This window comes from Streptomyces sp. NPDC058678 (assembly GCF_042714835.1).
Taxonomy (GTDB): Bacteria; Actinomycetota; Actinomycetes; order Streptomycetales; family Streptomycetaceae; genus Streptomyces.
In genome coordinates this window covers 198,701-222,389 of sequence record NZ_JBHXSG010000007.1, presented here as the reverse complement: position 1 = coordinate 222,389, position 23,689 = coordinate 198,701, and the positions used below count along the sequence as shown (strand labels likewise).

The following is a 23,689-nucleotide window of genomic DNA, read 5'->3' as shown; positions in this document are numbered from 1 at the left end:
CGCCGTCCGTCCCGCCGCCCGTACGCGGTTCGTTCCGCGTACGGGCGGTTCATGCGGCGAACGCGCCGACAGCGCCCGTCACCGCACGGAAGCCGGCGGCTCCGTAGGGATCGTGGGTTTGTTCCGGCACTCGACGACGTCGGCCATCGCGCGGGCGGAACGCAACAGGTAGGTCATGTGGTCGCGGGCCGAGGTGCCACTGGTGAGGGTGTCCGTCATGAGGCCCGCGAGAGGAGTCAGGCTCTCCTGTTCCGACGGGTTGCCGAGGACCTTGCACTTGACGTACACGCCGTACTGGGTGACTCCCTGGGAGTCCTTCACCTGATGCAGTCTCACCGCGGAATTCACCGGTGTCAGCACCCCTTCAGCGGCGCTTTTGACCTGGAAGTCGAAAGGCAGAGATGAAGGGCCGAACTCGATTTTGAGTCCTTTACTGCTTGAGTCGGCTTTCAGGGTGCACAGTTCGGATGCCCAGTGGTGTCCATCCGGATCCCACGAGTCCATCTGCTTGTTGTACTCGTCTCGCGCGTCCTGCAGACTCATTCCGCCCCGCTCCAGGCTGCCGCTGCCTCCTGTATGACTCTCGATCCATTTCACACCCGATTCGCCCAGGGTCTGCTCGCAGCCGTCCGTCGCAGAGTCCGACGGGTCGTCATCCGAGGTGCAGGAGGTTGTGGTCAGGATCAGCACGGCCAAAGCCCAGGGGGCGACGGACTTTCGCATCATCAGTATCCTCGGACGTCCTTGGTGTCGCTGCGGGCGCGACCATCGTTGTAATAGCCTTCCGCCTCCGTCGACAGATCCCAGATGTCGTCATCGGACATTCCGTGAGCCTGTGCGTAATTCAGGAGCGGCGTCATGGCATTGTGCCGGCCGGTGTCCCGGGCCTTGTCGATTCCCTTGAGTGCCTCGTCCGTGTTGTCGAACTCGTTCTCCTGAAGCCAGTCGAGTGTCTGGTTCGACATATGAGTCTCCGCGGCCCCGCCGGCCACCTCGAAGGCGAGCGGTACGGCGATCGCCGCCGCCGCACGGGCCGGGATGATCACCTCTGAAGCCACCCCCACAGTGGTACCGATCACGGCACCTGCGGCGAAGTCTCGGCCAGGCTCCTTGTTTCTCCAGCTCTCTGTTGGCGGCTTCCTTCTCATCGGCGAACTGCTCGCCGATGCTCTCGAACCGAGCCTGATCGAGCATGCCGTGCATCATGATGCTGTGCATGGCGACCCGCTTCACGTCACCTTCGTCGTCGCCCTGCGCCGCCATGACACTGGTGCCATAAGCCTGTTGGGCCGCGGAGACCGTGTTGTACGAGTCCTCGTCGGATGCCAGGGCGCGGAGGAAGTTCGTGGTGCCCGTCGAGCCGAAGTCGGCGAGGTGGTTCTTGTCCGCGCCGAAACGGGCATCGCGGCCGTTGACTTCCCCGCTGCCCCCGAAGTCGGCAGCGGAGTAGTTCAGGCTGTCGATGTGACCCGAAGCCATGTTCGCCAGGCTGTCACTGATACCGGGCTGCTTCTCGATCACATCCGCTGAACTGTAGTTGTTCACGACCCGCTCCATCAGGGCGGTCCGCTCCTCCCGCGCCTCGATCTGCGCCTCCGTCTTCATCGGCGGGATGTGCGGGTTCTGGTCGTCGTACGCGTACCCCAGCGTGGCGGACTCCAGGGCGTGGCCGAGGTTGTCGTAGCCGAGCGGCTTGCCGTCGTCGCCCTCGGGCCACTTGCGGGCGTCGTTGTCGTGGCCGACGAGGTAGTCCCAGTTGTCGAGCTTCTTCCCGTCCGCCGTCGTCGAGTCGTTGAAGAACTCCAGGGAGGCTTCCGGGTTGTGGCCGAGGGCCTCCATGAGGCCGTCGACCGGGTCGTTGGCGTTGCCGGTGGGCGGGTAGGTGAGGTCGGTGGTGTCGCGCCAGGCGACGCCGGGGTCGCCCGGGTACTCGCGCTCGTACTTCAGCACCGCGTCGCCGTAGTCGTGCAGGAAGTCGTCGTCGAACTTGCCCTTGCCCATCAGGCTGCTCATGACCTGGAAGCCGTTCGGGCCCATGGGCATGGCGGGGTCGACGGGGAAGACCTTGGTGCCGGACGCGATTACGTCCTTCTTCCAGGTCTCCATCGCCGGGCTGTCGCTGTGGGACGCGTTGGCGAGGGCCATGCTCAGGTTGTCCTGCACGTGGCCCATCAGCTTGGCCCGGTCGCCCTCGACCGCGCCGCCGGGCGGGGCGGCGAGGTCACGCCAGAACTGGAGAGTGCCGTCCGCGCCCAGGCCGGTGGCGAAGGCCTCGGTGAAGCCGGGGTTGTCGCGCTGGTTCTCGAGGGTCTCGTTGAAGCGGGCGAGTTTCTCCTCGCTCCACTCGGACACGTCCCCCTTGGCGATCTCCTTGCGCCAGTGCTCGGCGTCCGCCTTGCCCTGGTCGCGGTCGGCGTCCTTCAGACTGTCGGGGCCCTGGTCGGTGAAGTCGTACTTGTTCCTGGCGAGTTGGCGCAGTGCCCGGGCCGCGATGCGGTCGGTCTCGGTCGCCTCCCAGAGGATCCTGGTGATCCTGCTCTGGGCGGCGTCCAGTTCACCGTCCGTGGGCTTGTGGATGTCGGCGTCACCGGCGGCCTGGCCGGAGGGCACGGAGGCGGCGACCTTCCCGTTCCCGTTGACGTAGATGTTGCTCTTCGCCAGCTCGTCGGTGGCGGTGCGCAGGTCTTCCTTGTGCTTCGTGAAGGCGGCGTGCGCGTCCCGCAGGACGGCCAGGACGCTCTTGGCCTCGTCGGCCGCGTCCGCGAACTGTGCCGCGGTCTTGGTGACGAACTCCCGCGAGACCGTGGCGTTGACGCCCTTCCAGTTCGCGGCGTTGGCCTTCTTCTCCAGATCCGTCGCGCTGACCTCGCCGTTGCCGCCGGTGGCCAGTTGTTCCAGTCTGCCGACCATGGTCTTCCAGTCGGAAACCGCGGTGTGCAGCGTGCCCAGGCGCAGGTCCGTGAGTTCCCGCGCGGTGAGCGTCTCCGTCGCCATCTTCGTCAGCCCCGTGGTCGCTACTTGAAGTACTCGTTGATGCGGGAGACCGTCATCAGGTCGCCCGCCGCGTTCCGCATGCCGGTCACGACATGCGCCTCGTCCTTCGCGTGCTGGGCACGGGTGAAGTCCAGATGGTTGGAGATGTGCGCGCAGGCCTCCTTCAGCGTCTGCTGCTGGGTGTTCCACGCGTCGTGCAACTCGGTGAGTGCGGAGCCCATGTCGAGGCCGTCGTTGAAGAGATCGATGGAGGCCGTGAAGGTGCTCGGTCGCGCGAGGTCGGCGTCCACCCGGAACTTCTCGAGGAGGGCGTACGCCATGTTGCCGAGCTCGCCCAGCTCGCCGTCGTGGACGACCAGGTCGGCGTCGCCCCCACCGCCGCCTCCGGACTCGGCCGGCAACTGATTGAGCTGCATCCGGTCCGACCGGTTCTCCCCGGCCGCCGCCTTCAGCTGCTCCCATTCCTCCCAGGCCACAGTCGGTCACCTTTCCCCCGTGATCGGACCAAGAACTCAGCCGCGCATACCCAAAAACAAGCCAACATTCGGATCGGTTCGCCCCGGCGCCGCTCACGTCCTCCTCACGTCCTCCCCACGGCTTCTTGGCCCGCAACCTCGGACCTCTCAGGGTCACGTCCTGCCGGGGGGCGTGTACTCCTTGAGGTGGTGGGCGACGCGGGCGGCGTAGTCGCGGTACTTCGGGGGAACGCCGCCCGCGGCGTTCACGACCTTGGTGGACGTCCGGTACGCGGCCGCCAGCAGCACCCGGCGGTCGCCGGACAGCCCGGTCGGTTCGAGGCGCGGTTCCATGAAGCAGAGGTAGCGGGCCACGGCCGGGATGGACTCGGCGGGGGTGAGAGGAGGCCGGGGGGTCTCCGTCGCGGGAGTGCCGTCCGCGCGGATGTACCAGCGCAGGAGGCTCGGGGTCCAGCGGGCGATGCCGTACTCGCCCTCCTCGCCCGCGCCGGGGTCGGAGAGGTCGGGGTCGAAATTGCTCTCCGCCTTCAGCAGTGCGGCGATCAGCGCGGGAGTGACCTCCGGCTGGACGCAGTCGTGGGCCGAGTCGACGATCAGCCGGCGGTAGGCCACGGGGACGCCCTTGTCCGTACGGAGTTCGGAGGCGCCGTAGGTGGCGGTCGTGACCTTCGCGGTCTCGGCGCCGGCCGACCCCTTGCCGTCCGTGCCGGAGCCGGCCCAGCTGCTGATGCCGTAGCCGAGGACCGCGACCGCGGCGGTCGCGGCCGTGGCGGCCAGGACCGTCGTACGGCGGGAGCGGCGGCGGGGGAGCAGGACCCGGGGCAGCCGGGGCGAGCGGCCGGTGCCCGCGGCCGTCTCGACCCGTCTCAGCAGGTCGTCGATGGCGATACGGTCCGCATGCGTGCGGGTCAGGCACGCCCGCACGATCTCCCGCCAGACGTCCGGCAGTTCGGGGGACAGGCGCAGCTCGTCCGTGCCGCGGGCGTAGGCGGCGGCCGCGTCGCGGCGGGCCGTCGGGGTGCCGCCGGGCAGCGGGAAGGAGCCGGTCAGCAGGAGGTGGGCCAGCACGCCGAAGGCCCAGACGTCCGCCGAGGGGCGGATGCGGCGGCCCCGTTCGCCGATCTCCGACCAGAGGAGTTCCGGCGGGGTGTAGTCGGGGGTGGAGAAGGCGGGCGTGTAGGCGTGGGTGCCCTCCAGCTCCGCGGCCATGTTGAAGTCGGCGAGACGGGCCGAACCGTCCTTCATCAGCAGGACGTTGGCGGGTTTCAGGTCGCCGTGCACCCAGCCCGCGCGATGCAGCTGGGCCAGCCCCTCGCAGATCTGCGCGAGCAGCGCGGGGCCGGTGGACGGCCGGGGCGAGGAGGCGAGCAGGGCGGAAAGGGAGCGTTCCGCCTTCTCCAGTACGAGGACGGTGGCGCCGTCGAGCGCCGGGTGCCCGGGGTCGTCGACGGTGAGGGTGTCGTACATCCGGATCAGCCGGGGGCGGCGCAGCCTGCGGTGCAACTCGACTTCCCGGTCGATCAGTTCCCGCAGGTGGGTCAGCTGGCGCGGGGTCCCCGTGCCGGTGGGAAGGAACTTCAGGGCGACCGTGCGCGGCGCCTCCCCGGTGCCCACCGTGTCGTCCGTGCGCCGCGCCTCGTACACGCTCCCGAACGCCCCCGTCGCGATCGGCTCGCGCACCTCCCATACGCCGAGCCGGTACCCCCGGGGGACCTGCACGGCGTAGGGCTCGGTCACCGGGTGCCCCGGGCGGCCGGCCCCGCCAGGACGACGAGGTCGTCCTCCCGGACCAGGTCGAAGCGGAGTGCCAGGGACACCAGGGACTCCTTCTTGCCGTTGAGGCGGGGGCCGGTGTCCGCCGTCTCCGGGCCGGGTTTCAGGCGCAGCTTCACGGCCAGGTAGTCGATGTTCCACTGGACGGAGGTGCGGGACGCGGCCGGCCAGTGCGGGCGCAGCCGGTCCACGACCTGGTCGACCGTGGGCAGCGGTGCGTGCGGTTCGCCGCGCAGGCGGGGTTCGCACAGGGCGGCCAGCACCGCGAAGTAGCGCTTGCTGCGGTCGACGGAGAAGGCGGGGGCGGTGGTGTCGCCGTCGAGCCCGGCCTCGACGCGCAGATGGTCGTGGCGCGGTGCCCAGACGTCGAAAGCGAGCAGGTCGCCCGCCGCGGGCAGCACGATCCGCGAGAACTCGAACGGTACGGGCGCGTCGAGGCGGCCCGGCCCGACCTTGATGTGCTCGCCCGCGCCCTCCGGGTTCTCCACGACGTACGTCTGGTGGGCGCTGAGGTTGCTCAGGGTCCAGAAGGTGCCCTGCGCGGTGATCACGCCCGCTCTGCGGGAAACCCCGTCGTGCGGAACGATCAGGTCGTTGTCGGAGGCGGAACGGCCGAAGGCCAGCCGTTCGCCCGGTGCCAGCCGCAGTTGCGCGCGGTCCGGCTCGTCCTCCGTGGTCGGCGGAGGTACCACGATGATGCTGTACACGGTGCGTCTCCCCGTCCCCGCATGTCTACGAGTCAGGGTGGGCGACGCCCCGGGGCCGTGTCACGACGTGACACGGCCCCGGGCGAAGGATGGCGAGAAGCGGTCGTAGCGATCCGCCGTGAGATGTGGTGAACCGGTGCTCAGTTCGAGCGGATCACGATGGACGAGCAGACCTTGTCGGCGAAGGTCTGACGCTTGGCGTCCCACGCCGGCCACAGCCAGCCGAGGTAGCACGCCAGGCTGTCCAGGAAGTGCGCGATACGGCGGACGAAGGCCATGCCGACGCCGAGGGGCTGTCCGTCGCTCTCCCGCACGAGGCGGATGCCGAGCGCCTTCTTGCCGAGGGTCTGGCCGGTGCGGCCCTCCTGGATCAGCATCCAGATCGCGATGCCGATGACGCCGAGGATGCCGATGATCGACAGGAACCCGGTCTGGGCGCTGACGTCGATGGCCACGAGGACGTACGGGACCATGAGGACGAGGCCGTCCACCAGGGTGCCGAGGAACCGCTGGCCCCAGTTCGCGTACGACGGCGGCATCCCGTAACCCGGCTGCTGCGGGTAGCCGTAACCGGCCGGGGCCTGCGGCGCCTGCGGGTAGCCGTATCCCTGCTGCGGCGGCACGCCCTGGGGGGCCTGCTGCGGGTAGCCGTAGGGCTGCTGCTGGCCCTGCTGGGGGTAGCCGTAACCCGGCTGCTGCGGCTGCTGCGGCTGCTGGGGGTCCTGCGGCTGACCGTAGGGGTTGTTGGGCGAGCCGAAACTCATGGCGGGATTCCTCCGTTGCGCAAGCTGGGGACAATGCGGACTGCGCGGAGGAACGTCATGAACTGAGCGGTTTGCCCCCCGAACAACAACCGCGAACTGCGCCACACATGGTTCTAGGAGGGCGAGTTGTTGTCCAGCCGCATTCCGTATGTGTTGTGCAAGTGCAACATCGCTGATCATGGCGGGATACGGGCGGACGGGGACCGTGCTGTCCGGTGGAACCCGGATTGGAACCCGGGCGGGGTCATCCGCGAGGATGGGGGTATGACCGCCCAGATTCTCGATGGCAAGGCCACCGCAGCCGCGATCAAGTCCGATCTGACCGCCCGCGTGGCGGCCCTGAAGGAGAAGGGCGTGACGCCCGGCCTCGGCACGATCCTCGTCGGGGAAGATCCCGGCAGCCAGAAGTACGTCGCCGGCAAGCACCGCGACTGCGCCCAGGTCGGCATCGCCTCCATCCAGCGTGAACTGCCCGCCACGGCCACCCAGGAGGAGATCGAGGCGGCCGTCCGCGAACTGAACGAGGACCCCGCCTGCACCGGCTACATCGTCCAGCTGCCGCTGCCCAAGGGCATCGACGAGAACCGGATCCTGGAGCTCATGGACCCGGACAAGGACGCCGACGGCCTGCACCCGATGAACCTCGGCCGCCTCGTCCTCAACGAGCCCGCCCCGCTGCCCTGCACCCCGAACGGCGTCCTGACCCTCCTGCGCCGCTACGGCGTGGAGATCAAGGGTGCCGAGGTCGTGGTCGTCGGCCGTGGCGTGACCATCGGCCGGCCGATGCCGCTGCTGCTCACGCGCCGCAGCGAGAACGCGACCGTGACCCAGTGCCACACCGGCACGCGCGACCTGTCGGCCCACCTGAAGCGCGCCGACATCATCGTCGCCGCGGCCGGTTCGGCCCACCTGATCCGCGCCGAGGACGTCAAGCCGGGCGCCGCCGTCCTCGACGTCGGCGTCTCGCGCAGCGCCGAGGGCAAGATCGTCGGCGACGTCCACCCGGACGTCGCCGAGGTGGCCGCCTGGATCTCCCCGAACCCCGGCGGCGTGGGCCCGATGACCCGGGCCCAGCTGCTCGTCAACGTGGTCGAGGCGGCGGAGCGCAGTGTCGGCTGAGGGCAAGCCCGGCAAGGCCAAGACCGCCGAGAAGGCCGAGGGCGTCGACGAGATCGAGGTGCGCGACCCGGTCAGCGCTCCCGACGTCGACGGGAAGCCGCGCCGGACGACCCGCCGCTTCCCCCTGTTCACGCGGGACACCGCGCGTCCCGAGGGCGGCGGCCGGGCCGCGCCGAGCGATGCTCCGGCGCCCGCCCGGCAGTGGCCGGTCCTCGCCGTACTGGCGATGGCCGGACTCGGACTGCTGCTGACCGCCTTCGATCTGTTCCGCGTCGGCATCCTCCTGCTCGGCGTCGCACTGCTGGCCGGCGGTGCGCTGCGCTGGCTGCTGCCGGACGTCGGCATGCTCGCGGTGCGATCCCGCTTCACCGACATCGTCACGTACGGCGTGCTCGGCCTCGTGATCGTCCTGCTGGCGATGATGGTGCAGCCCAACCCCTGGCTGGTGATCCCGTTCCTCAAGGACACGCTGCACTTCACGGTCAGCAGCTGACCGGTGGCGTGCGACGGCGACCCGTCCCCTCCCCCGAGCAAGGACGGGCCGCCGCCGGGCACCACACTCCTGCACGGTGAACCGGCTGTTCAATGGCTGTCCGTACGCTGTGGCACGGAAGTGACCGTTCCGCCACGGTGTCCGGGCCTTGCGACAGCCGGGCCGGGCACGGGAACCGATCAGGCCTGTGACGTCGTCACTTGCTCAGGATCGGGGTACCGAGGGGAGGTGGCCGATGGGTGCCTGGCAGCCGTTGTCGGACGATCTGCCGCCGGAGGTGCGGCACTTCGTGGAACAGTTGCGGCTCCTGAAGGACCGCACGGGACTCAGTCTGGTCGCCCTCGGCGCCCGCACCGCCTACAGCAAGTCCTCCTGGCACCGCTATCTCAACGCCACCCAGCCCCCGCCCCGGCAGGCCGTCGCCGCGCTGTGCCGGATCGCGGGGCTCGGCGGCACGGACGCCGAACGTTTCGGTGTGCGCTGGGAGCTGGCGGTCCAGGCATGGCCCCGCCCGGAGACGGTGCCCGCGCAACCCGCCGGGAGCGGCCAGGGCGGCAGCGGGGGCGAGGGCTATGAGGACGACCCCACGTTGCCGTGGTGGGACGCGCCCCCCGAGGAGAGCGGCCGCGGACGGGCCGGGCGACTGCTGCCGGCCGCCGTGCTGCTGCTCCTTCTCACGCTGTTGGTCGGCGTCGTCGGCACTGTTGCGTTCGGGTGAACCGAACACCTGCGTGACAGGCGGTATTTCCGGTGTGTGACACTCGTGTCGATGTATTGACAAGTTCGGGGATTTGACACGAAGTCGTTCGACATCGGCGCTAGCGTGTCCTTTTCTGCCGTCGACTTACTGGACCTCTGCCCGGTGGGCGTGCAACGGTGCATGCCCGCGGCCACGATGCACCCGTGCGCCCCCACCCCGGGAACTGAGATCCTGACTGGGCGCATCCCTGTGGGTAGCCACAACGGGGACTCGGCAGAGGCGCCACGCACGGGGAAAAGCGGGGAACAACCAGCACAACCGGGGGGAAGAGGGGGGTAGCAATGCCTCGTTGGAGGGCCTTGCCCGACGAGCTCGATCCGCAGGTCAGAGAGTTCGCAAGCCAGCTGCGGCGGCTCGTGGACCGCAGCGGCTTGAGCATCGCCGCGGTGGCGGACCGCACGGGTTACAGCAAGACGTCCTGGGATCGTTATCTCAATGGCCGGCTGCTCGCGCCGAAGGGCGCGATCGTCGCCCTGGCCGAGGTCACCGGCACCAATCCCATGCATCTGACGACGATGTGGGAGCTCGCCGAGCGCGCCTGGAGCCGCTCGGAGATGCGCCACGACATGACCATGGAGGCCATCCGGATCTCTCAGGCTCGCGCCGCGCTGGGCGAGTTCGGCGCGCCCGCGGCGGGCGCCCAGGGCAGCAAGACGGCCCGCAGGGGCAGCAGCGCCACGGCCACGCCCGGCATCGCCGGACCGGCCGGCGTGGTTCCGTCGGTGCCGACGCAGCCGACGGCACCGGACGCCCGGGACTCGGCGGGCGACGTCCGGGACGTCCTTCCTTCGGGCGGTTCTTCCGGGGGGTCCTCGAGTTCCTCGAGCTCCTCCTCGGGTGGCAACTCGTGGGGGCTCGCGGGGTACCAGCGGCCGGCGCCGACCGGTGGGCGTGGTGCGGGTGCGGGTGCGGGTGCGGGTGCCGGATCCCCGGCATCGGCCTCGGGCTCGGCATCGGCACCGGCCGACGGTCCGGTGCGGACTCCCGCGCCGGCGAGCCCGTACGGCGACCCCCCGCAGGGTCCCCGTCCGGGTGGTCGGTCCTCCGGCGGGGCGGGCGGCAAGCGGCGGCTGACGATGTTCCTCGCGGGCGTCTTCGGGGTGCTCGTGGTGGTCGTGGCCGCGTACTTCCTCACCAACGGCGGAGACGACGGCAAGAAGGAGGACGTCGCCGCCTCGCCGTCACCGTCGGTGAGCACCGACGCCGGCCTGCCGGCCGGGGTGAAGTGCAGCGGTGACTCCTGCACCGGCAAGGACGCGGAGAGCATGGGGTGCAGTGGTGACCTCGTGACCACCGCCAAGACCGCGACCGTCGGCACGACCGTCGTCGAGGTCCGCTACAGCGAGACCTGCGGCGCGGCCTGGGGGCGCATCACGCAGGCCGTGCAGGGCGACGAGGTGCGGGTGACCGCGGCGAAGGCCGAAGAGCAGACCGGGAGCATCACGGTGGCCGGGGACACGATCGCCTACACGCCGATGGTGGCCGTGAAGGACGCGGGAGAGGCGGAGGCCTGCGCGACGCTGACCTCGGGGCAGGAGGGGTGCACGAAGTAGCGGGAAAAGAATCCGGGGAGACGCGCATGCCCGCCTGAATCGCGGGCACGCGAACGTTACCCCCACGGGAGTCCGGCAATCGGTACCCCCGAACGGCGGCCGCCTACGTCCTCCCTCTCCCGGACGGGCGGCCGCCGCTTTTTGTGCGCCAGCCCGGGAGGGTCTCTGTGGGGTGGGCCACACCGCCCCGGACGCCCGGGATCCCACAGGCGCGGTAGCCTGACCGCTGGATCTCTCTTGACGCCAAGAGATCGATCAAACGTCCGGGGCAGGGACGCCCCACCGCCAGCTGTCATACGGAGAACGCCATGACCCGCACTCCCGTGAACGTCACCGTCACCGGCGCGGCCGGCCAGATCGGTTACGCCCTGCTCTTCCGCATCGCCTCCGGCCAGCTGCTCGGCGCGGACGTGCCGGTCAAGCTGCGCCTCCTGGAGATCACCCCCGCGCTGAAGGCCGCCGAGGGTACCGCCATGGAGCTGGACGACTGCGCCTTCCCGCTCCTCCAGGGCATCGACATCACGGACGACCCGAACGTCGCCTTCGACGGCGCCAACGTCGCCCTCCTCGTGGGCGCCCGCCCGCGCACCAAGGGCATGGAGCGCGGTGACCTCCTCTCGGCCAACGGCGGCATCTTCAAGCCGCAGGGCAAGGCCATCAACGACAACGCCGCGGACGACATCAAGGTCCTCGTCGTCGGCAACCCGGCCAACACCAACGCTCTGATCGCCCAGGCAGCCGCCCCGGACGTACCGGCCGAGCGCTTCACCGCGATGACCCGCCTGGACCACAACCGCGCGCTGACCCAGCTCGCGAAGAAGACGGGTTCCTCGGTCGCCGACATCAAGCGCCTGACCATCTGGGGCAACCACTCCGCCACCCAGTACCCCGACATCTTCCACGCCACGGTCGGCGGCAAGAACGCCGCCGAGGTCGTCAGCGACGAGAAGTGGCTGGCCGAGGACTTCATCCCGACCGTCGCCAAGCGCGGCGCCGCGATCATCGAGGCCCGTGGCGCGTCCTCCGCGGCCTCCGCCGCCAACGCCGCCATCGACCACGTGCACACCTGGGTCAACGGCACCGCCGACGGCGACTGGACCTCCATGGGCATCCCGTCGGACGGCTCCTACGGCGTCCCGGAGGGCCTCATCTCCTCCTTCCCGGTCACCACCAAGGACGGCAAGTACGAGATCGTCCAGGGCCTGGACATCAACGAGTTCTCCCGCGCCCGTATCGACGCCTCCGTGCAGGAGCTGGCGGAGGAGCGCGACGCGGTGCGCGGCCTCGGCCTGATCTGAGCCGGACGGCTCGACCGAGCCGTCCTGTCAGGACCCCGCACGGGCCCTGTTCCGGTACCGACCGGAACGGGGCCCGTGCCGTTTTCGGGCTACCGCCGGTCGAGACGCTTCTCGAACCAGTGGGCGGCGTACACGTTGTCGTCGTAGCGGGGGATCTCCCGGTATCCGCAGGCCCGGTACATCGCCTGCGCCTCGGTGAGCGCCGCGTGCGTGTCCAGCCGTACGACGTCGAAGCCGCGGGCCGCGGCCTCGCCCTCCAGCGCCGCCAGCAGCCGTCGGGCGAGGCCGAGGCGGCGGGCGTCCGGGTGTACCCACACGTGCCGGATCTCGCCGGCCCCGGGCTCCAGCCGGCGCAGCGCCCCGCAGCCCACCGGGCGGCTCTCCTCGTACGCGACGAAGAAGGCGCCGGCGTCGCCGGACACCTCCTCGGGCCGTACGAGAGCGGACCGGTCGAAGCCCTCCGGGAAGCGGGCGTCGATGTCGGCGGCGTACGCGTCCAGGCAGGTGCGGGCGTCGGGGGAGGCGCCGGGGACGAGGGCGACGGTGATGGCGGCCAGCCGCAGCAGGCGCTGCGCGGTGGCCAGCGCGCCGGTCAGCTCGGTCCGCTGGCCCGGCGCGAGGCCTTGGAGCAGGCCGGCGACGAGGGCGCCCGCCCTGCGGTTCTGCTCCGCGACCTCGGCGCGGCCGGCGGGGGTCAGTTCCACCCTGCGCAGCCGGTTGTCGTCGGGGTGCACGCTCGTGCGGACCAGGTCCTGGGCCTCCAGGGTCTTCGCCATCCGGCTCAGGTACCCGGCGTCCAGACCGAGCCGTGTCCTGAGCTCCCGCAGGGACGCGCCGGACGTGCTCTCGTGGATCTCGAACAGCAGCCGGGCCTCGCCGAGCGGACGGTCCTGGCCGAGGTAGTGGTCGTCCAGGACGCCGATGCGGCGCGTGAAGTAGCGGTTGAAGCGGCGCAGGGCCGTCACGTCTTCCATGGACACTGGCTTCATACTTCTTTGACTGTAGTCAAAGGATTCGCGGGGGTCCATGGTTCGGCGGCCGATGTCAGTGGCGGCCCGTAGCCTGCGGGGCAGGACGAGTGAGGGGCGGTGGACCGGGAGTGACATTCCGGTTCCGTCGGCCCCACCCGTCCCTCTATGCTGATGGTTTGTCAACAACAGTGTGAGCAAGGGTTTTTCCACGCATCGGGGGAATGGCGTGAGCACCGCGTACGTGCCTCAGCAACCACAGCAGACACCCGCCGGCACACCACCGGCCGAACCGCCGCCCACTGCGCCGCACGCCAGTGAGGCGACCCGGCTGCTGTGCGCGGGCACCTATCTCGACTCCGGTTACCGCGACAAGGTCATCGAGGAGTTGCATCTCAACGAGCAGCGGATCGTGGCCCCTTCGCTCGGCTTCGACGCGGCCCGCGTCCTCGCGCACGCCTTGCGGGCCCGGCGCCAGGAACTGATGTGGGCCGGGGCGGTCCTCGGGCTGTGGGTGGTCGGGACGGCGCTGACCGGAGGGGTGCTGGGCCTCTTCCTGTGGCCCAGCCTGTACCTCGCGGTCGCCGGCTGGGTCAGGGGACGCGGGGACCAGCCACCGCTGTACCGCAGGGTGCCCGCCTTCCTGCTCCGCTGGTGGGGCCGCATCATGTTCGCGCTCCTGCTGGTCCTCGTGACGGTCGCGGCGTTCGGCGGCACGGACGACGGCGACGGGTACGGCTCGTCCTACGACTCGTACGGCTCCACCGGTCTGTACGGCGACAGCTTCTCCGACTCGCCGAGCTTCTCCGACGCTGTGCTGCCCGACTTCGACGACCTCGACAGCTTCATCGAGCCCTGGCGGGCCTGGGCCACCCTCGTGATGTTCGCCCTGATCGCGCTGTGCCTCGCCGCCCAGCGCGGTCAGTTCGCCCGGGTGATGGCCGCCGAACTGTCCCCGCAGCGCTTCCCGGACGCCGCCGGCGACCCCGCCGAGCGGGCCGAGGGGCAGCGCTTCCAGCGGCTGAAGGAGCGCATCCGGCTGGAACAGCACGCGCCGCTGATCATGTACCACGAGGGGCGGCCGTTCTGCGGTGCCGGAGCGGCCTACGAGACCTGGGTCCTCGCCGTCGAACTGCGCCCCGACGAGATGAAGAAGCAGCAGCCGCTCGGTAACCGCATGGTCCTGGAGAAGATCCGGCCCCTGCTCGAACAGCTGCGCCTGCCCGCCGAGTACGCGGGAAGCCTGGGACGCGACCGGCTGCGCCGACTGGAGATCGACGAGTGCGTGTTCCTGCCCGTGGAGGGGCTGCGGCGGCGCGAGGATGCGCCGTACACCCTCCAGGCGTTCGAGGAGCACCGGGCGCGCGCGGTCGAGGAGGGCGCCGAGAAGCGCCGGCACTTCCTGCGCATCCGCGTCGGCGGCTGGGAGGAGGAACTGGTCGTCACGGTCTTCGTGCGCATCCACACCCAGGGCCGCATGCTCATGCTGGAGGTCGCGCCGCATGTGCTGACGCCGGTGCGCGAGGACTTCAAGAACGCCGACCGCACCGCCCACCGCTTCCGCAACAACAGCGCGCTCGGCAAGGGGGCCTGGGCGGTGGTTCGGGTGCCCGGCTCCGCGATCGGCTCCCTGGTCACGCTGGGCAAGGGACTGGCGTACGTCTGGAGGCTGCTCACCGGCGGCAACGCGGGCGCGCTGCCCGAAGGGCCGGCCGTGTCGGTGCGCGAGGTGGGTTCGGTGGCCGTCGGGTCCCTGTTCCAGGAGATGGACGTCTCCCGGTACCTCAAGAGCGTGCAGGACCGCGTCGCGAACGGCGTGCGGACCGCGCTCGCCGACTCCGGTTACCGGACCGGCGAGTTCGTCCAGAAGATCGTCAACATCAGCAAGGGCGGCGTGAACATCGACCGGATCGCGGACAGCACCTTCGCGGTCGGCAGCCACGCGTCCGCGTCCTCCTCGACCACGACCGCCGCCGCGCCGCAGAAGGGAACCCACACCGATGGCAACGGATGAGCCGAACGTCAGCATCGGCGACGTCTCGCACAGCACCTTCGCCATCGGCAGCCACGCGCACGCCGAGAGCCACCACGGTACGGCGGTACAGCGCGACCAGGCCGCCGAGGAACTCCTGAAGGCGGTGCGCGAGCTGCGCGCCGACCTGACCCGGGTACGGGCCGGCGAACAGACGGCCGCCCTGGACGAGGCGCTCGCCGAGACCGAGGACGAGATCACCCGCACCGGACAGGCGGGTCCGTCCCGCCTCGACCGACTGCGGCAGCTGCTCACCGACTCGCAGGCCCTGGTCGGCCTGATCGCGTCCGCCGGGGCTGTCGCCGGTCTCCTGGGGCTGTGAGAGGGGCGCGATGAGTGGCAGCGGGGGAACGCGGTACTGGAACGAGGAGACCCAGCGCTGGGAGGAGGACGACGGCACGAGGGCCGACCTCCCGTCGCCGACGACGCCTCCACCACCGGCCCGGCCGGGGTTCGCTCCGGCGTGGCCCACCGGCACCTCGACGGGGGCGGCGGTAGCGGAGACCGGGGGCGGTCCGGCGGCGCAGGCGGCCGAGGCGGCGGGTGGTCCGGCGGCGCCTGCGGAGCCGGTTCCCGCTTCCGACGGGTCCGCTTCCCCCGCCGGCTCTCCCGTGTGGCCCTCCCCGCCCGCCGACTGGCCGGAGCCGGCGGCCCAGGAGCCGGCGGCCCAGGAGCCGGCAGCCCAGGAGGCTGCGGGCCCCGAGCACGGGGCGTGGCCCCCGACGCAGGCGGCGGGCGGGGTTCCTCCGGCGGCGCAGGACCTCGGCGCCAGCGGAGCGTGGCCTCCGGCCCAGTGGCCCAGTGGTTCCTGGCCGCCCGTCGTTCAGACCGCCGCCCCCGCCCCCGCCCCCGCGCGAGGCATCAGCCGGCGGCTCGTGTGGTCCGTACTGATCGGGGCGGCTGCCGTCGGTGTCGCCGTGAGTCTGGTGCTGACGCTGGTCGTCCGGGGCGGGGACGACGAGCCGGAGGTCGCCGGGGGCGGGTCGCCGTCGCCGTCCTCGACGGCCGAGGTCTCGCAGCAGAACGACCCGAGCCCCACGCCCACCGAGGAGTCGGCGTCACCCACGGTCTCCGCGCCCGAACTCCCCGCCGGATACGAGGAGTACGAGGACGCCGAGGGGTTCCGGATCGCGATACCCGAGGGGTGGGCGCGTACCACGGTGGACTCCCAGTTCGGGATCGCCGTCGTCAACTACCGCAGTGCCGACAGCGAACGCCGGTTGCAGGTCTACCAGGTGTCGGAGGAGTCGCCGGACGCGTCGTTCGACCTGTATCTGTCGGAGGACACCCCCAAGCCGGCCGGGTTCGAACAGCTGACCCGGCAGAACCTCGACGACGACAGAGGGTTCACGGGCACACGGCTGGAGTACCTCGCCGACACCATCAAGGGCGAGCCGGACGTCGGCACCTGGCACGTCTACGACGAGCGGTTCGTGGCACCGGACGGCAACATCTACGCCATCGCCGCATACGGCCCCGACGCCGACGGCCGGGACGACGAACTGGAACTGCTCACCACGGCGTTGGACTGGTTCTGCCCGCCGCTCGGCCAGTGCGCACCGGCGTCGAGCTCGTTCGACATCGACTGACCCGCACCCGACCGGCTCATATGCTCCGCAGCTCGTCCTGGAGCTTCCCGATGTCCACCGTGTCGTCGGCCGAGGGTGTCTTCGTCGGGACCGGCCTGTCGTAGTCCGTGAAGGTCAGCGTCAGGTCGGTCCCGTCGCCCTTCTGCGTGGCCGAGACCAGGCGGTGCGGGGAGTCGGACGTGACGTACAGGGTCGTGCGCGTGCCGTCCTCCGTGCCCTTCAGCGGGATCACCTTCGTGCCCTCGAGCGTCGTCTCGTCGCCCTTGGTCAGGGTGGCCCTGCCGGAGGGGTCGGGAGTGTCGAGGTCCTTCTGGAAGGCGGCCAGGTCGCAGGTGTCGGCCATGCCCCTGAGCAGGGCGTCCTTCGTGGAGCCGTGGATGTAGCGGTCCTTGAACAGCTCGGCCACTGCGTCGCCCTGGCCGCCGGGCACCTGGGCCTTCCAGAAAGCGGTGTCCGGTTTCATCCACACCTCGGCGCTCTGCTTGACGATCTCGACGCTGCCGCCGTCCGAGCCCATCTCCAGGGTGCCGACGCAGTTGCCGTCCTGGTCGAGGGCCAGGTCCATCGAGGTCGGCCGGGTCTTGGCGGCGCTCGCGGCCGCGCCGCGGTCCGTCAGCTTCAGGTGGACGGACTCGGCGTCGAGGAGGTTGTCCTTCGCCTGCGTCGCGAGTTGCCGGGCGCTCAGGTCGTCGGCGTCGCCCGCCGCGACGAGGGCGGGCGCGAGGAGCAGGACGGCGCTCGCCGCCGCGCGGACCAACGCTTTCGAGGCCATGGCGTCACCTCCGTGGCGCGCCTCACGCGCATCCGTGGCGCGCCTCACGCGCACGCCATGACTCAGCGTACGGTTCGCCCTATTTGCCCGCATGTTCAGTGACGCAGCCCACTTTCGGCCATAGATTGCGCATGCAATCGCCGCGCAAGGGCAGGCGCTCACGGTCCCGGTGAGTGACACGTGTGTGACGCAGGGGCACTGAACAGGAACGGAAGGCAAAACCGATCATGGCGGACACACCAGAACTCCAGGCGCGGAAGACCATCCACGTGGACGGGGAGTGGCTCGAAGCCGTCTCCGGCGCCACGCGCGAGATCATCGACCCCGCGGACGCCCTGCCGTTCGCCCTGGTCGCGGAGGGTGACGAGAAGGACACCGATCTGGCGGTCGCGGCCGCCCGGCAGGCATTCGACCACGGCGACTGGCCGCGCACCCCCGTCGCCGAACGCGCCGCACTGCTGCGCCGCGTCGCCGATCTCCTCGTACGCGACCGCGAAGAACTCGGCCTGCTGGAGAGCCGCGACGCGGGCAAGACCGTCGAGGAGGGCCGCGTCGACATCGACTGCGTCGCCGACGCCTTCCGCTACTTCGCCGACCTCGTCGCCGCCGAAGCCCCGGGCCGGGTCGTCGACGCGGGCTCGCCCGACATCCACAGCGTGGTCGTGCACGAGCCCCTCGGCGTGTGCTCGCTGATCACGCCCTGGAACTACCCGCTCCTCCAGGCCAGTTGGAAGATCGCCCCGGCGCTCGCGGCCGGCAACACCTTCGTGGTCAAGCCGAGCGAGATCACCCCGCTGACGACCGTCGCCCTGATCGACCTGTTGACCGAGGCCGGCCTGCCCGCCGGAGTCGCCAACATCGTCACCGGACCCGGCCACTCGGTCGGCGCCCGGCTCGCCGAGCACCCCGACGTCGACCTCGTCTCCTTCACCGGCGGCCTGGTCAGCGGCACGAAGGTGGCCCAGGCCGCCGCACCGAGCGTCAAGAAGGTCGCCCTCGAACTCGGCGGCAAGAACCCCAACGTCGTCTTCGCCGACGCCTGCGCCACCGAAGAGGCCTTCGACACCGCCGTCGACCAGGCCCTCAACGCGGCCTTCATCCACAGCGGCCAGGTCTGCTCGGCGGGCGCCCGCCTCATCGTCGAGGAGAGCGTCCGGGACCGTTTCGTCGCCGAACTCGCCCGCCGGGCCGACCGTATCCGCCTCGGCCGCGGCACCGCCGACGGCGTCGAGTGCGGACCGCTCGTCTCCGAGCAGCAGCGCGCCAAGGTGGAGTCGTACGTGGACTCCGCGCTCGCCGAGGGCGCGGTGCTGCGCTCCGGCGGCAAGCGGCCCGCGCCGTCGCCGGAACGGCCCGAGAACGGCTACTTCTACGAGCCGACCGTCCTCGACCACTGCCACCGCGAGATGAAGGTCGTACGCGAGGAGGTCTTCGGACCCGTCCTCACCGTCGAGACCTTCCGCACCGAGGACGAGGCGGTCGCCCTCGCCAACGACACCGAGTACGGCCTCGCCGGCGGCGTCTGGACCACCGACGCCGGCCGGGCCCGCAGGGTCGCGGGCCGACTGCGGCACGGCACGGTCTGGATCAACGACTTCCACCCCTACCTCCCCCAGGCGGAGTGGGGCGGCTTCGGCAAGAGCGGCACGGGCCGCGAACTGGGCCCCGCCGGACTCGCCGAGTACCGCGAGACCAAGCACGTCTACCAGAACCTCGCGCCCAGGCCCGTCCGCTGGTTCGCCGGCTGACCCCCTCCCTCGCAAGCCCCTGGAGTACCTCCCATGCACCAGCACGAGTACGACTACGTCGTGATAGGCGGCGGCACCGCAGGATCCGTCATCGCCTCCCGCCTCACCGAGAACCCCGACGTCACCGTCGCCGTCATCGAAGGCGGCCCCAGCGACGTGGACAGAGACGACGTCCTGACCCTGCGCCGCTGGATGGGCCTGCTCGGCGGCGAACTCGACTACGACTACCCGACCACCGAGCAGCCGCGCGGCAACTCCCACATCCGGCACAGCCGTGCCCGCGTCCTCGGCGGGTGTTCCTCGCACAACACCCTGATCGCCTTCAAGCCGCTGCCGTCCGACTGGGACGAGTGGGAGGCGGCCGGCGCCAAGGGCTGGGGCGCGGTGCCGATGGAGGCGTACTTCGCGCGGCTGAAGAACAACATCGTCGCGGTCGACGAGAAGGACCGGAACGCCATCGCCCGCGACTTCGTCGACGCGGCCCAGAAGGCGCTCGACGTCCCCCGTGTCGAGGGCTTCAACAAGAAGCCGTTCAACGACGGCGTCGGCTTCTTCGACCTCGCCTACCACCCGGAGAACAACAAGCGCTCGTCGGCGTCGGTGGCGTACCTGCACCCGGTGATGGACGAACGGCCCAACCTCCACCTCATGCTGGAGACCTGGGCGTACAAGCTGCAGTTCGACGGTACCCGCGCCGAAGGCGTGCATGTCCGCACCAAGGACGGCGAGGAGATCCTCGTCCAGGCCCGCAACGAGGTCCTGCTGTGCGCGGGCGCCGTCGACTCGCCCCGCCTGCTGCTGCACTCCGGCATCGGCCCGAAGGCCGACCTGGAGGCGCTCGGCATCCCCGTCGTGCACGACCTGCCGGGCGTCGGCGAGAACCTGCTCGACCACCCCGAGTCGGTGATCGTCTGGGAGACGAACGGCCCCATCCCGGAGAACTCCGCGATGGACTCCGACGCGGGCCTGTTCGTGCGCCGCGACCCCGAACACGCGGGCCCCGACCTGATGTTCCACTTCTACCAGATCCCCTTCACGGACAACCCGGAGCGCCTCGGCTACGAACGCCCGCCCTTCGGCGTCTCGATGACCCCGAACATCCCCAAGCCGAAGAGCCGCGGCCGGCTGTTCCTGACCAGCGCCGACCCGTCGGTCAAGCCGGCCCTCGACTTCCGCTACTTCACCGACGAGGACGACTACGACGGCCGTACCCTCGTCGACGGCATCAAGATCGCCCGCGAGATCGCCACGACCGAGCCGCTCGCCGGCTGGCTCAAGCGCGAGGTGGCCCCGGGCCCGCAGGTCACGGGCGACGAGGAGCTGAGCGAGTACGCCCGCAAGGTCGCGCACACCGTGTACCACCCGGCGGGGACCTGCCGGATGGGAGCCGCCGACGACCGGTCGGCCGTCGTGGACCCCGAGTTGAAGATCCGGGGACTGGACGGCATCCGTATCGCCGACGCGTCCGTCTTCCCGACCATGCCGGCCGTGAACCCGATGATCGGGGTGTTGATGGTCGGGGAACGGGCCGTCGACCTCCTTGGAGGTGGTGCGTGATGAGTACGACGACTACGACTGCGAAGACGACGACGCCGACGGACACGAGCACGGATGCCGTGTTCTCCGTCGAGGGCCTGTGGAAGGTCTTCGGCCCCAAGGCGGACCAGATCCCCGCCGACCCCGAACTGGCCGCCCTCTCGCCCGCCGAACTGCGCGAGCGCACCGGCTGCACCGCCGCCGTCAGGGACGTCTCCTTCGACGTCCGCAAGGGCGAGGTCTTCGTCGTCATGGGCCTGTCCGGCTCCGGCAAGTCCACGCTGGTGCGCTGCCTGACCCGGCTCATCGAGCCGACCTCCGGCGCCGTCGCGATCGACGGCGAGGACGTGCTCGCCATGGACAAGGCCCGCCTTCGCGAACTGCGCAGGAACCGCGCCTCCATGGTCTTCCAGCACTTCGGCCTGCTTCCGCACCGCACCGTCCTCGACAACGTCGCGTACGGCCTGGAGATCCAGGGCGTCGCGAAGGCAGAGCGGCGCGCCAAGGCACTCGAAGTCGTCGCCAAGGTCGGCCTCGAAGAACTCGAGCAGCGCAAGCCCGGTCAGCTCTCCGGCGGCCAGCAGCAGCGCGTCGGCCTGGCCCGCGCGCTCGCCGTCGACCCCGAGGTCCTGCTCTTCGACGAGCCGTTCAGCGCGCTCGACCCGCTGATCCGCCGCGACATGCAGGAGGAGGTCATCCGCCTGCACCGCGACGAGGGCCGCACCATGGTCTTCATCACCCACGACCTCAACGAGGCCCTGCGCCTCGGCGACCGCATCGCGCTGATGCGCGACGGCGAGGTCGTGCAGCTCGGCACGCCCGAGGAGATCGTCGGCTCGCCCGCCGACGACTACGTGCGCGACTTCGTCCGCGACGTGCCGCGCGCCGACGTCATGAAGGTCCGCACCGCCATGCGGCCCGCCGACGCCGACGAGGAGACCAGGGGAGCGGCCGTCGCGCCCGACGCCACCGTCTCCGAGGCCATCGAGGCGGTGACCCGAACCGGCTTCCCGGTGCGCGTCGTGGACGACGGCCGCTGCCTCGGCGTCGTCGACCACGAGCGGCTGCTCGGCGTCGTCGCCGGGGTACCCGGCCCTCGCAAGGCGAACACCGGCGAGGTGGTCGCCTGATGGCCGCCGTCACCGCGTCGGGCCCGGTACGAGATACCGGAATCGGCGCCCTCCTCAAGCACCGGGCCGTCGGCAAGATCCTGCTGCTCGCCGTCGCCGCGGCCGTGCTCGTCCCGATCGCCAACGCCAAGTGGGCCTCCGGCGCCTGGCCCGACGCCCTCACCGTCGACCTGACCTCGCCGCTCGGCAAGGCCAGCGACTGGATCATCGACAACCGGGACAGCCACTGGCTGTTCACCTACTTCCTCGGGCACATCTCCAACGCCATCGTGGTGTCGGTACGCGCCGTCTACCTGGTGCTCCTCGCGGGCGGCTGGGCCGGTGTCGTAGCCGGCGCCGCGCTGGTCGCCTGGCGGGTCGCGGGCGTGCGCCTCGCCGTCCTCACGGCCGCCTCGTTCGGCGTGTGCGGGCTGCTCGGCATGTGGGTGCCGACCATGCAGACGCTGGCCCTGATGGTCGTGTCCGTCATCGCCGCCGTCGTGCTCGGCATGCTCATGGGGCTCGCCGCCGGCCTCAGCGACCGGATCTTCCGCATCCTGCGGCCGGTCCTCGACACCATGCAGGTCCTTCCGGCCTTCTCGTATCTCCTGCCGGTCGCCCTGATCTTCGGCATCGGCGTCCCCGCCGCGGTCCTCGCGACCGTCGTGTACGCGGCTCCGCCGATGGCCCGGCTCACCGCGCTCGGCCTGCGCGGTGCCGACGGCGGCGTGATGGAGGCCGTCACCTCGCTCGGCACCACCGCCCGCCAGCGCCTGTTCTCGGCCCGCCTCCCGCTGGCCCGCAAGGAACTCCTGCTCGGCCTCAACCAGACGATCATGATGGCGCTGTCCATGGCCGTCATCGCGTCGATGATCGGTGGCGCCGGTCTCGGTGACCGCGTCTACCAGGCGCTCGGGACCGTGGACGTCGGTGCCGCCCTCGCGGCCGGCATCCCGATCGTGCTGCTCGCCGTGGTCCTCGACCGCGTGACGGGCGCCGCCGGTGAGCGGCTGGGCGCGCACGCCGAGGACACCTCGCCGCTGCGCGGCGCGCGCGGCTGGTCCGTGGCCGCCGTCGTGACCGTCGCCGTCGCGCTCGCCGTGCGGTTCGCCGACCGGCTGGACTGGCCCGCGGGCTGGACGGTGGACATCGTCGAGCCGGTCAACACCGCCAAGGACTGGATGGTCGACCACCTCTACACCGGCGTGCCCGTCGTCGGCGGCACCGCCGACTGGGCCGCGCACTTCACCACCTGGGTCCTCGACCCGGTCCGCGACGGACTGCAGGACCTGCCCTGGTGGTCGCTGCTGCTCGTCGTCGCGGCCCTCGCCTGGCTGATCGGCACCTGGCAGACCGCTCTGACCGCCGTCCTCGCCATGGCCGGAATCGGCGTCCTGGGCGTGTGGGACAAGTCCCTCGACACGCTCGCGCAGGTCCTCGCGGCCGTCGCCGTCACGCTCGTCCTCGGCTTCGCGATCGGCATCGCGACCGCCAGAAGCAGCCGCCTCGAGCGGCTCCTTCGCCCCGTGCTCGACGTCTTCCAGACGATGCCGCAGTTCGTGTACCTGATCCCGGTCGTCGCCCTCTTCGGCATCGGCCGGGCGCCCGCGGTCGCCGCGGCCGTCGTGTACGCGCTGCCCGCCGTCATCCGCATCACCACGCAGGGCCTGCGCCAGGTCGACGCCGCCGCGATGGAGGCCTCGCGCTCGCTCGGCGCCACCAACTGGCAGCAACTGCGCCAGGTCCAGCTCCCGCTGGCCCGCCCCGCGCTCCTGCTCGCCCTGAACCAGGCGGTCGTCCTGGTCCTCGCCGTCGTCGTCATCGGCGCTCTGGTCGGTGGTGGCGCGCTCGGCTACGACGTCGTGTTCGGCATCGCCCAGGGCGACCTGGCGACCGGCATGGTGGGCGGCGTCGCCATCGTCTGCCTCGGTCTGATGCTGGACCGGGTGACGCAGCCCACGGCACGCCGGGAAGACGCCGCGAAGAAGGGAGCGTGAC

20 protein-coding genes are annotated in these 23,689 nt (G+C 70.8%); 12 read left to right on the top strand and 8 right to left on the bottom strand.

Annotation, left to right across the window (positions count from 1 at the left end; translation table 11 throughout):
- Positions 1–78: 78 nt before the first annotated feature.
- The 6 genes from ACFWWR_RS10175 to ACFWWR_RS10150 all read right to left on the bottom strand — a co-directional run bounded on the left by ACFWWR_RS10175 (position 79) and on the right by ACFWWR_RS10150 (position 6,714).
- Positions 79–690: a hypothetical protein gene (locus tag ACFWWR_RS10175; protein ID WP_384302747.1), complete on the bottom strand. Its 612-nt coding sequence runs from the start codon at positions 688–690 to the stop codon at positions 79–81.
- Positions 691–813: 123 nt separating this feature from the next.
- Positions 814–2,994: a DUF6571 family protein gene (locus ACFWWR_RS10170; RefSeq protein ID WP_384302745.1), complete on the bottom strand. Its 2,181-nt coding sequence runs from the start codon at positions 2,992–2,994 to the stop codon at positions 814–816.
- Between the two features lie 20 nt (positions 2,995–3,014).
- Positions 3,015–3,470: a hypothetical protein gene (locus ACFWWR_RS10165; protein WP_383873294.1), complete on the bottom strand. Its 456-nt coding sequence runs from the start codon at positions 3,468–3,470 to the stop codon at positions 3,015–3,017.
- 153 nt (positions 3,471–3,623) lie between these two features.
- A complete protein-coding gene (locus ACFWWR_RS10160; RefSeq protein WP_383873292.1) occupies positions 3,624–5,207 on the bottom strand; it encodes a serine/threonine protein kinase in 1,584 nt (527 codons plus the stop codon).
- Positions 5,204–5,950 (bottom strand): FHA domain-containing protein, encoded by a 747-nt coding sequence (locus ACFWWR_RS10155; RefSeq protein ID WP_383873289.1) that lies wholly within the window; start codon positions 5,948–5,950, stop codon positions 5,204–5,206. The genes ACFWWR_RS10160 and ACFWWR_RS10155 overlap by 4 nt, the downstream gene beginning before the upstream one ends.
- 140 nt (positions 5,951–6,090) lie before the next feature.
- The gene (locus ACFWWR_RS10150; RefSeq protein WP_383873286.1) at positions 6,091–6,714 is read right to left on the bottom strand and encodes an RDD family protein; all 624 of its coding nucleotides are present in this window, start codon (positions 6,712–6,714) and stop codon (positions 6,091–6,093) included.
- Positions 6,715–6,978: 264 nt separating this feature from the next.
- Between ACFWWR_RS10150 and ACFWWR_RS10145 the strand changes: the two genes are divergently transcribed.
- The 5 genes from ACFWWR_RS10145 (at position 6,979) to ACFWWR_RS10125 (ending at position 11,937) form a co-directional block, all read left to right on the top strand.
- A complete protein-coding gene (locus ACFWWR_RS10145; RefSeq protein WP_097219458.1) occupies positions 6,979–7,833 on the top strand; it encodes a bifunctional methylenetetrahydrofolate dehydrogenase/methenyltetrahydrofolate cyclohydrolase in 855 nt (284 codons plus the stop codon).
- Positions 7,823–8,326 carry a DUF3017 domain-containing protein gene (locus tag ACFWWR_RS10140; protein ID WP_383873283.1) on the top strand — a complete coding sequence of 168 codons (504 nt, stop codon included), beginning with the start codon at positions 7,823–7,825 and terminating at the stop codon, positions 8,324–8,326. The genes ACFWWR_RS10145 and ACFWWR_RS10140 overlap by 11 nt, the downstream gene beginning before the upstream one ends.
- A 235-nt stretch (positions 8,327–8,561) precedes the next feature.
- Positions 8,562–9,044, top strand: a complete 483-nt coding sequence (locus ACFWWR_RS10135; protein WP_383873280.1) for a helix-turn-helix domain-containing protein — start codon at positions 8,562–8,564, stop codon at positions 9,042–9,044.
- A 341-nt stretch (positions 9,045–9,385) separates the two neighbouring features.
- A complete protein-coding gene (locus tag ACFWWR_RS10130; protein WP_384302743.1) occupies positions 9,386–10,639 on the top strand; it encodes a DUF2690 domain-containing protein in 1,254 nt (417 codons plus the stop codon).
- A gap of 308 nt (positions 10,640–10,947) precedes the next feature.
- A complete protein-coding gene (locus tag ACFWWR_RS10125) occupies positions 10,948–11,937 on the top strand; it encodes a malate dehydrogenase (protein WP_383873274.1) in 990 nt (329 codons plus the stop codon).
- A gap of 89 nt (positions 11,938–12,026) precedes the next feature.
- Here ACFWWR_RS10125 and ACFWWR_RS10120 read toward each other — a convergent pair whose 3' ends face one another.
- The gene (locus ACFWWR_RS10120; protein WP_384302741.1) at positions 12,027–12,911 is read right to left on the bottom strand and encodes a GNAT family N-acetyltransferase; all 885 of its coding nucleotides are present in this window, start codon (positions 12,909–12,911) and stop codon (positions 12,027–12,029) included.
- Between the two features lie 223 nt (positions 12,912–13,134).
- Between ACFWWR_RS10120 and ACFWWR_RS10115 the strand changes: the two genes are divergently transcribed.
- The 3 genes from ACFWWR_RS10115 to ACFWWR_RS10105 are packed head-to-tail and all read left to right on the top strand — an operon-like array spanning position 13,135 to position 16,526.
- Positions 13,135–14,919, top strand: a complete 1,785-nt coding sequence (locus ACFWWR_RS10115; protein ID WP_384302739.1) for a hypothetical protein — start codon at positions 13,135–13,137, stop codon at positions 14,917–14,919.
- Positions 14,906–15,259: a hypothetical protein gene (locus ACFWWR_RS10110; protein WP_383873267.1), complete on the top strand. Its 354-nt coding sequence runs from the start codon at positions 14,906–14,908 to the stop codon at positions 15,257–15,259. Before ACFWWR_RS10115 ends, ACFWWR_RS10110 begins: the two co-directional genes overlap by 14 nt.
- Positions 15,260–15,269: 10 nt before the next feature.
- On the top strand, positions 15,270–16,526 hold the full coding sequence (locus tag ACFWWR_RS10105) for a hypothetical protein (protein ID WP_384302737.1): 1,257 nt from the start codon (positions 15,270–15,272) through the stop codon (positions 16,524–16,526).
- Between the two features lie 16 nt (positions 16,527–16,542).
- On the opposite strand, the gene ACFWWR_RS10100 is transcribed toward ACFWWR_RS10105, so the two are convergent.
- Positions 16,543–17,298, bottom strand: a complete 756-nt coding sequence (locus tag ACFWWR_RS10100) for a hypothetical protein (RefSeq protein WP_384302735.1) — start codon at positions 17,296–17,298, stop codon at positions 16,543–16,545.
- Between the two features lie 227 nt (positions 17,299–17,525).
- Between ACFWWR_RS10100 and ACFWWR_RS10095 the strand changes: the two genes are divergently transcribed.
- Genes ACFWWR_RS10095 through ACFWWR_RS10080 form a run of 4 tightly spaced genes read left to right on the top strand, consistent with a single transcriptional unit; the run spans position 17,526 to position 23,688 of the window.
- On the top strand, positions 17,526–19,046 hold the full coding sequence (locus ACFWWR_RS10095; protein ID WP_383873258.1) for an aldehyde dehydrogenase family protein: 1,521 nt from the start codon (positions 17,526–17,528) through the stop codon (positions 19,044–19,046).
- 33 nt (positions 19,047–19,079) lie between these two features.
- Positions 19,080–20,603, top strand: a complete 1,524-nt coding sequence (locus ACFWWR_RS10090) for a GMC family oxidoreductase (protein WP_383873256.1) — start codon at positions 19,080–19,082, stop codon at positions 20,601–20,603.
- The gene (locus tag ACFWWR_RS10085) at positions 20,603–21,712 is read left to right on the top strand and encodes a glycine betaine/L-proline ABC transporter ATP-binding protein (protein WP_383873253.1); all 1,110 of its coding nucleotides are present in this window, start codon (positions 20,603–20,605) and stop codon (positions 21,710–21,712) included. The genes ACFWWR_RS10090 and ACFWWR_RS10085 overlap by 1 nt, the downstream gene beginning before the upstream one ends.
- Positions 21,712–23,688 (top strand): ABC transporter permease, encoded by a 1,977-nt coding sequence (locus ACFWWR_RS10080; RefSeq protein ID WP_383873250.1) that lies wholly within the window; start codon positions 21,712–21,714, stop codon positions 23,686–23,688. Before ACFWWR_RS10085 ends, ACFWWR_RS10080 begins: the two co-directional genes overlap by 1 nt.
- Position 23,689: the final 1 nt, after the last annotated feature.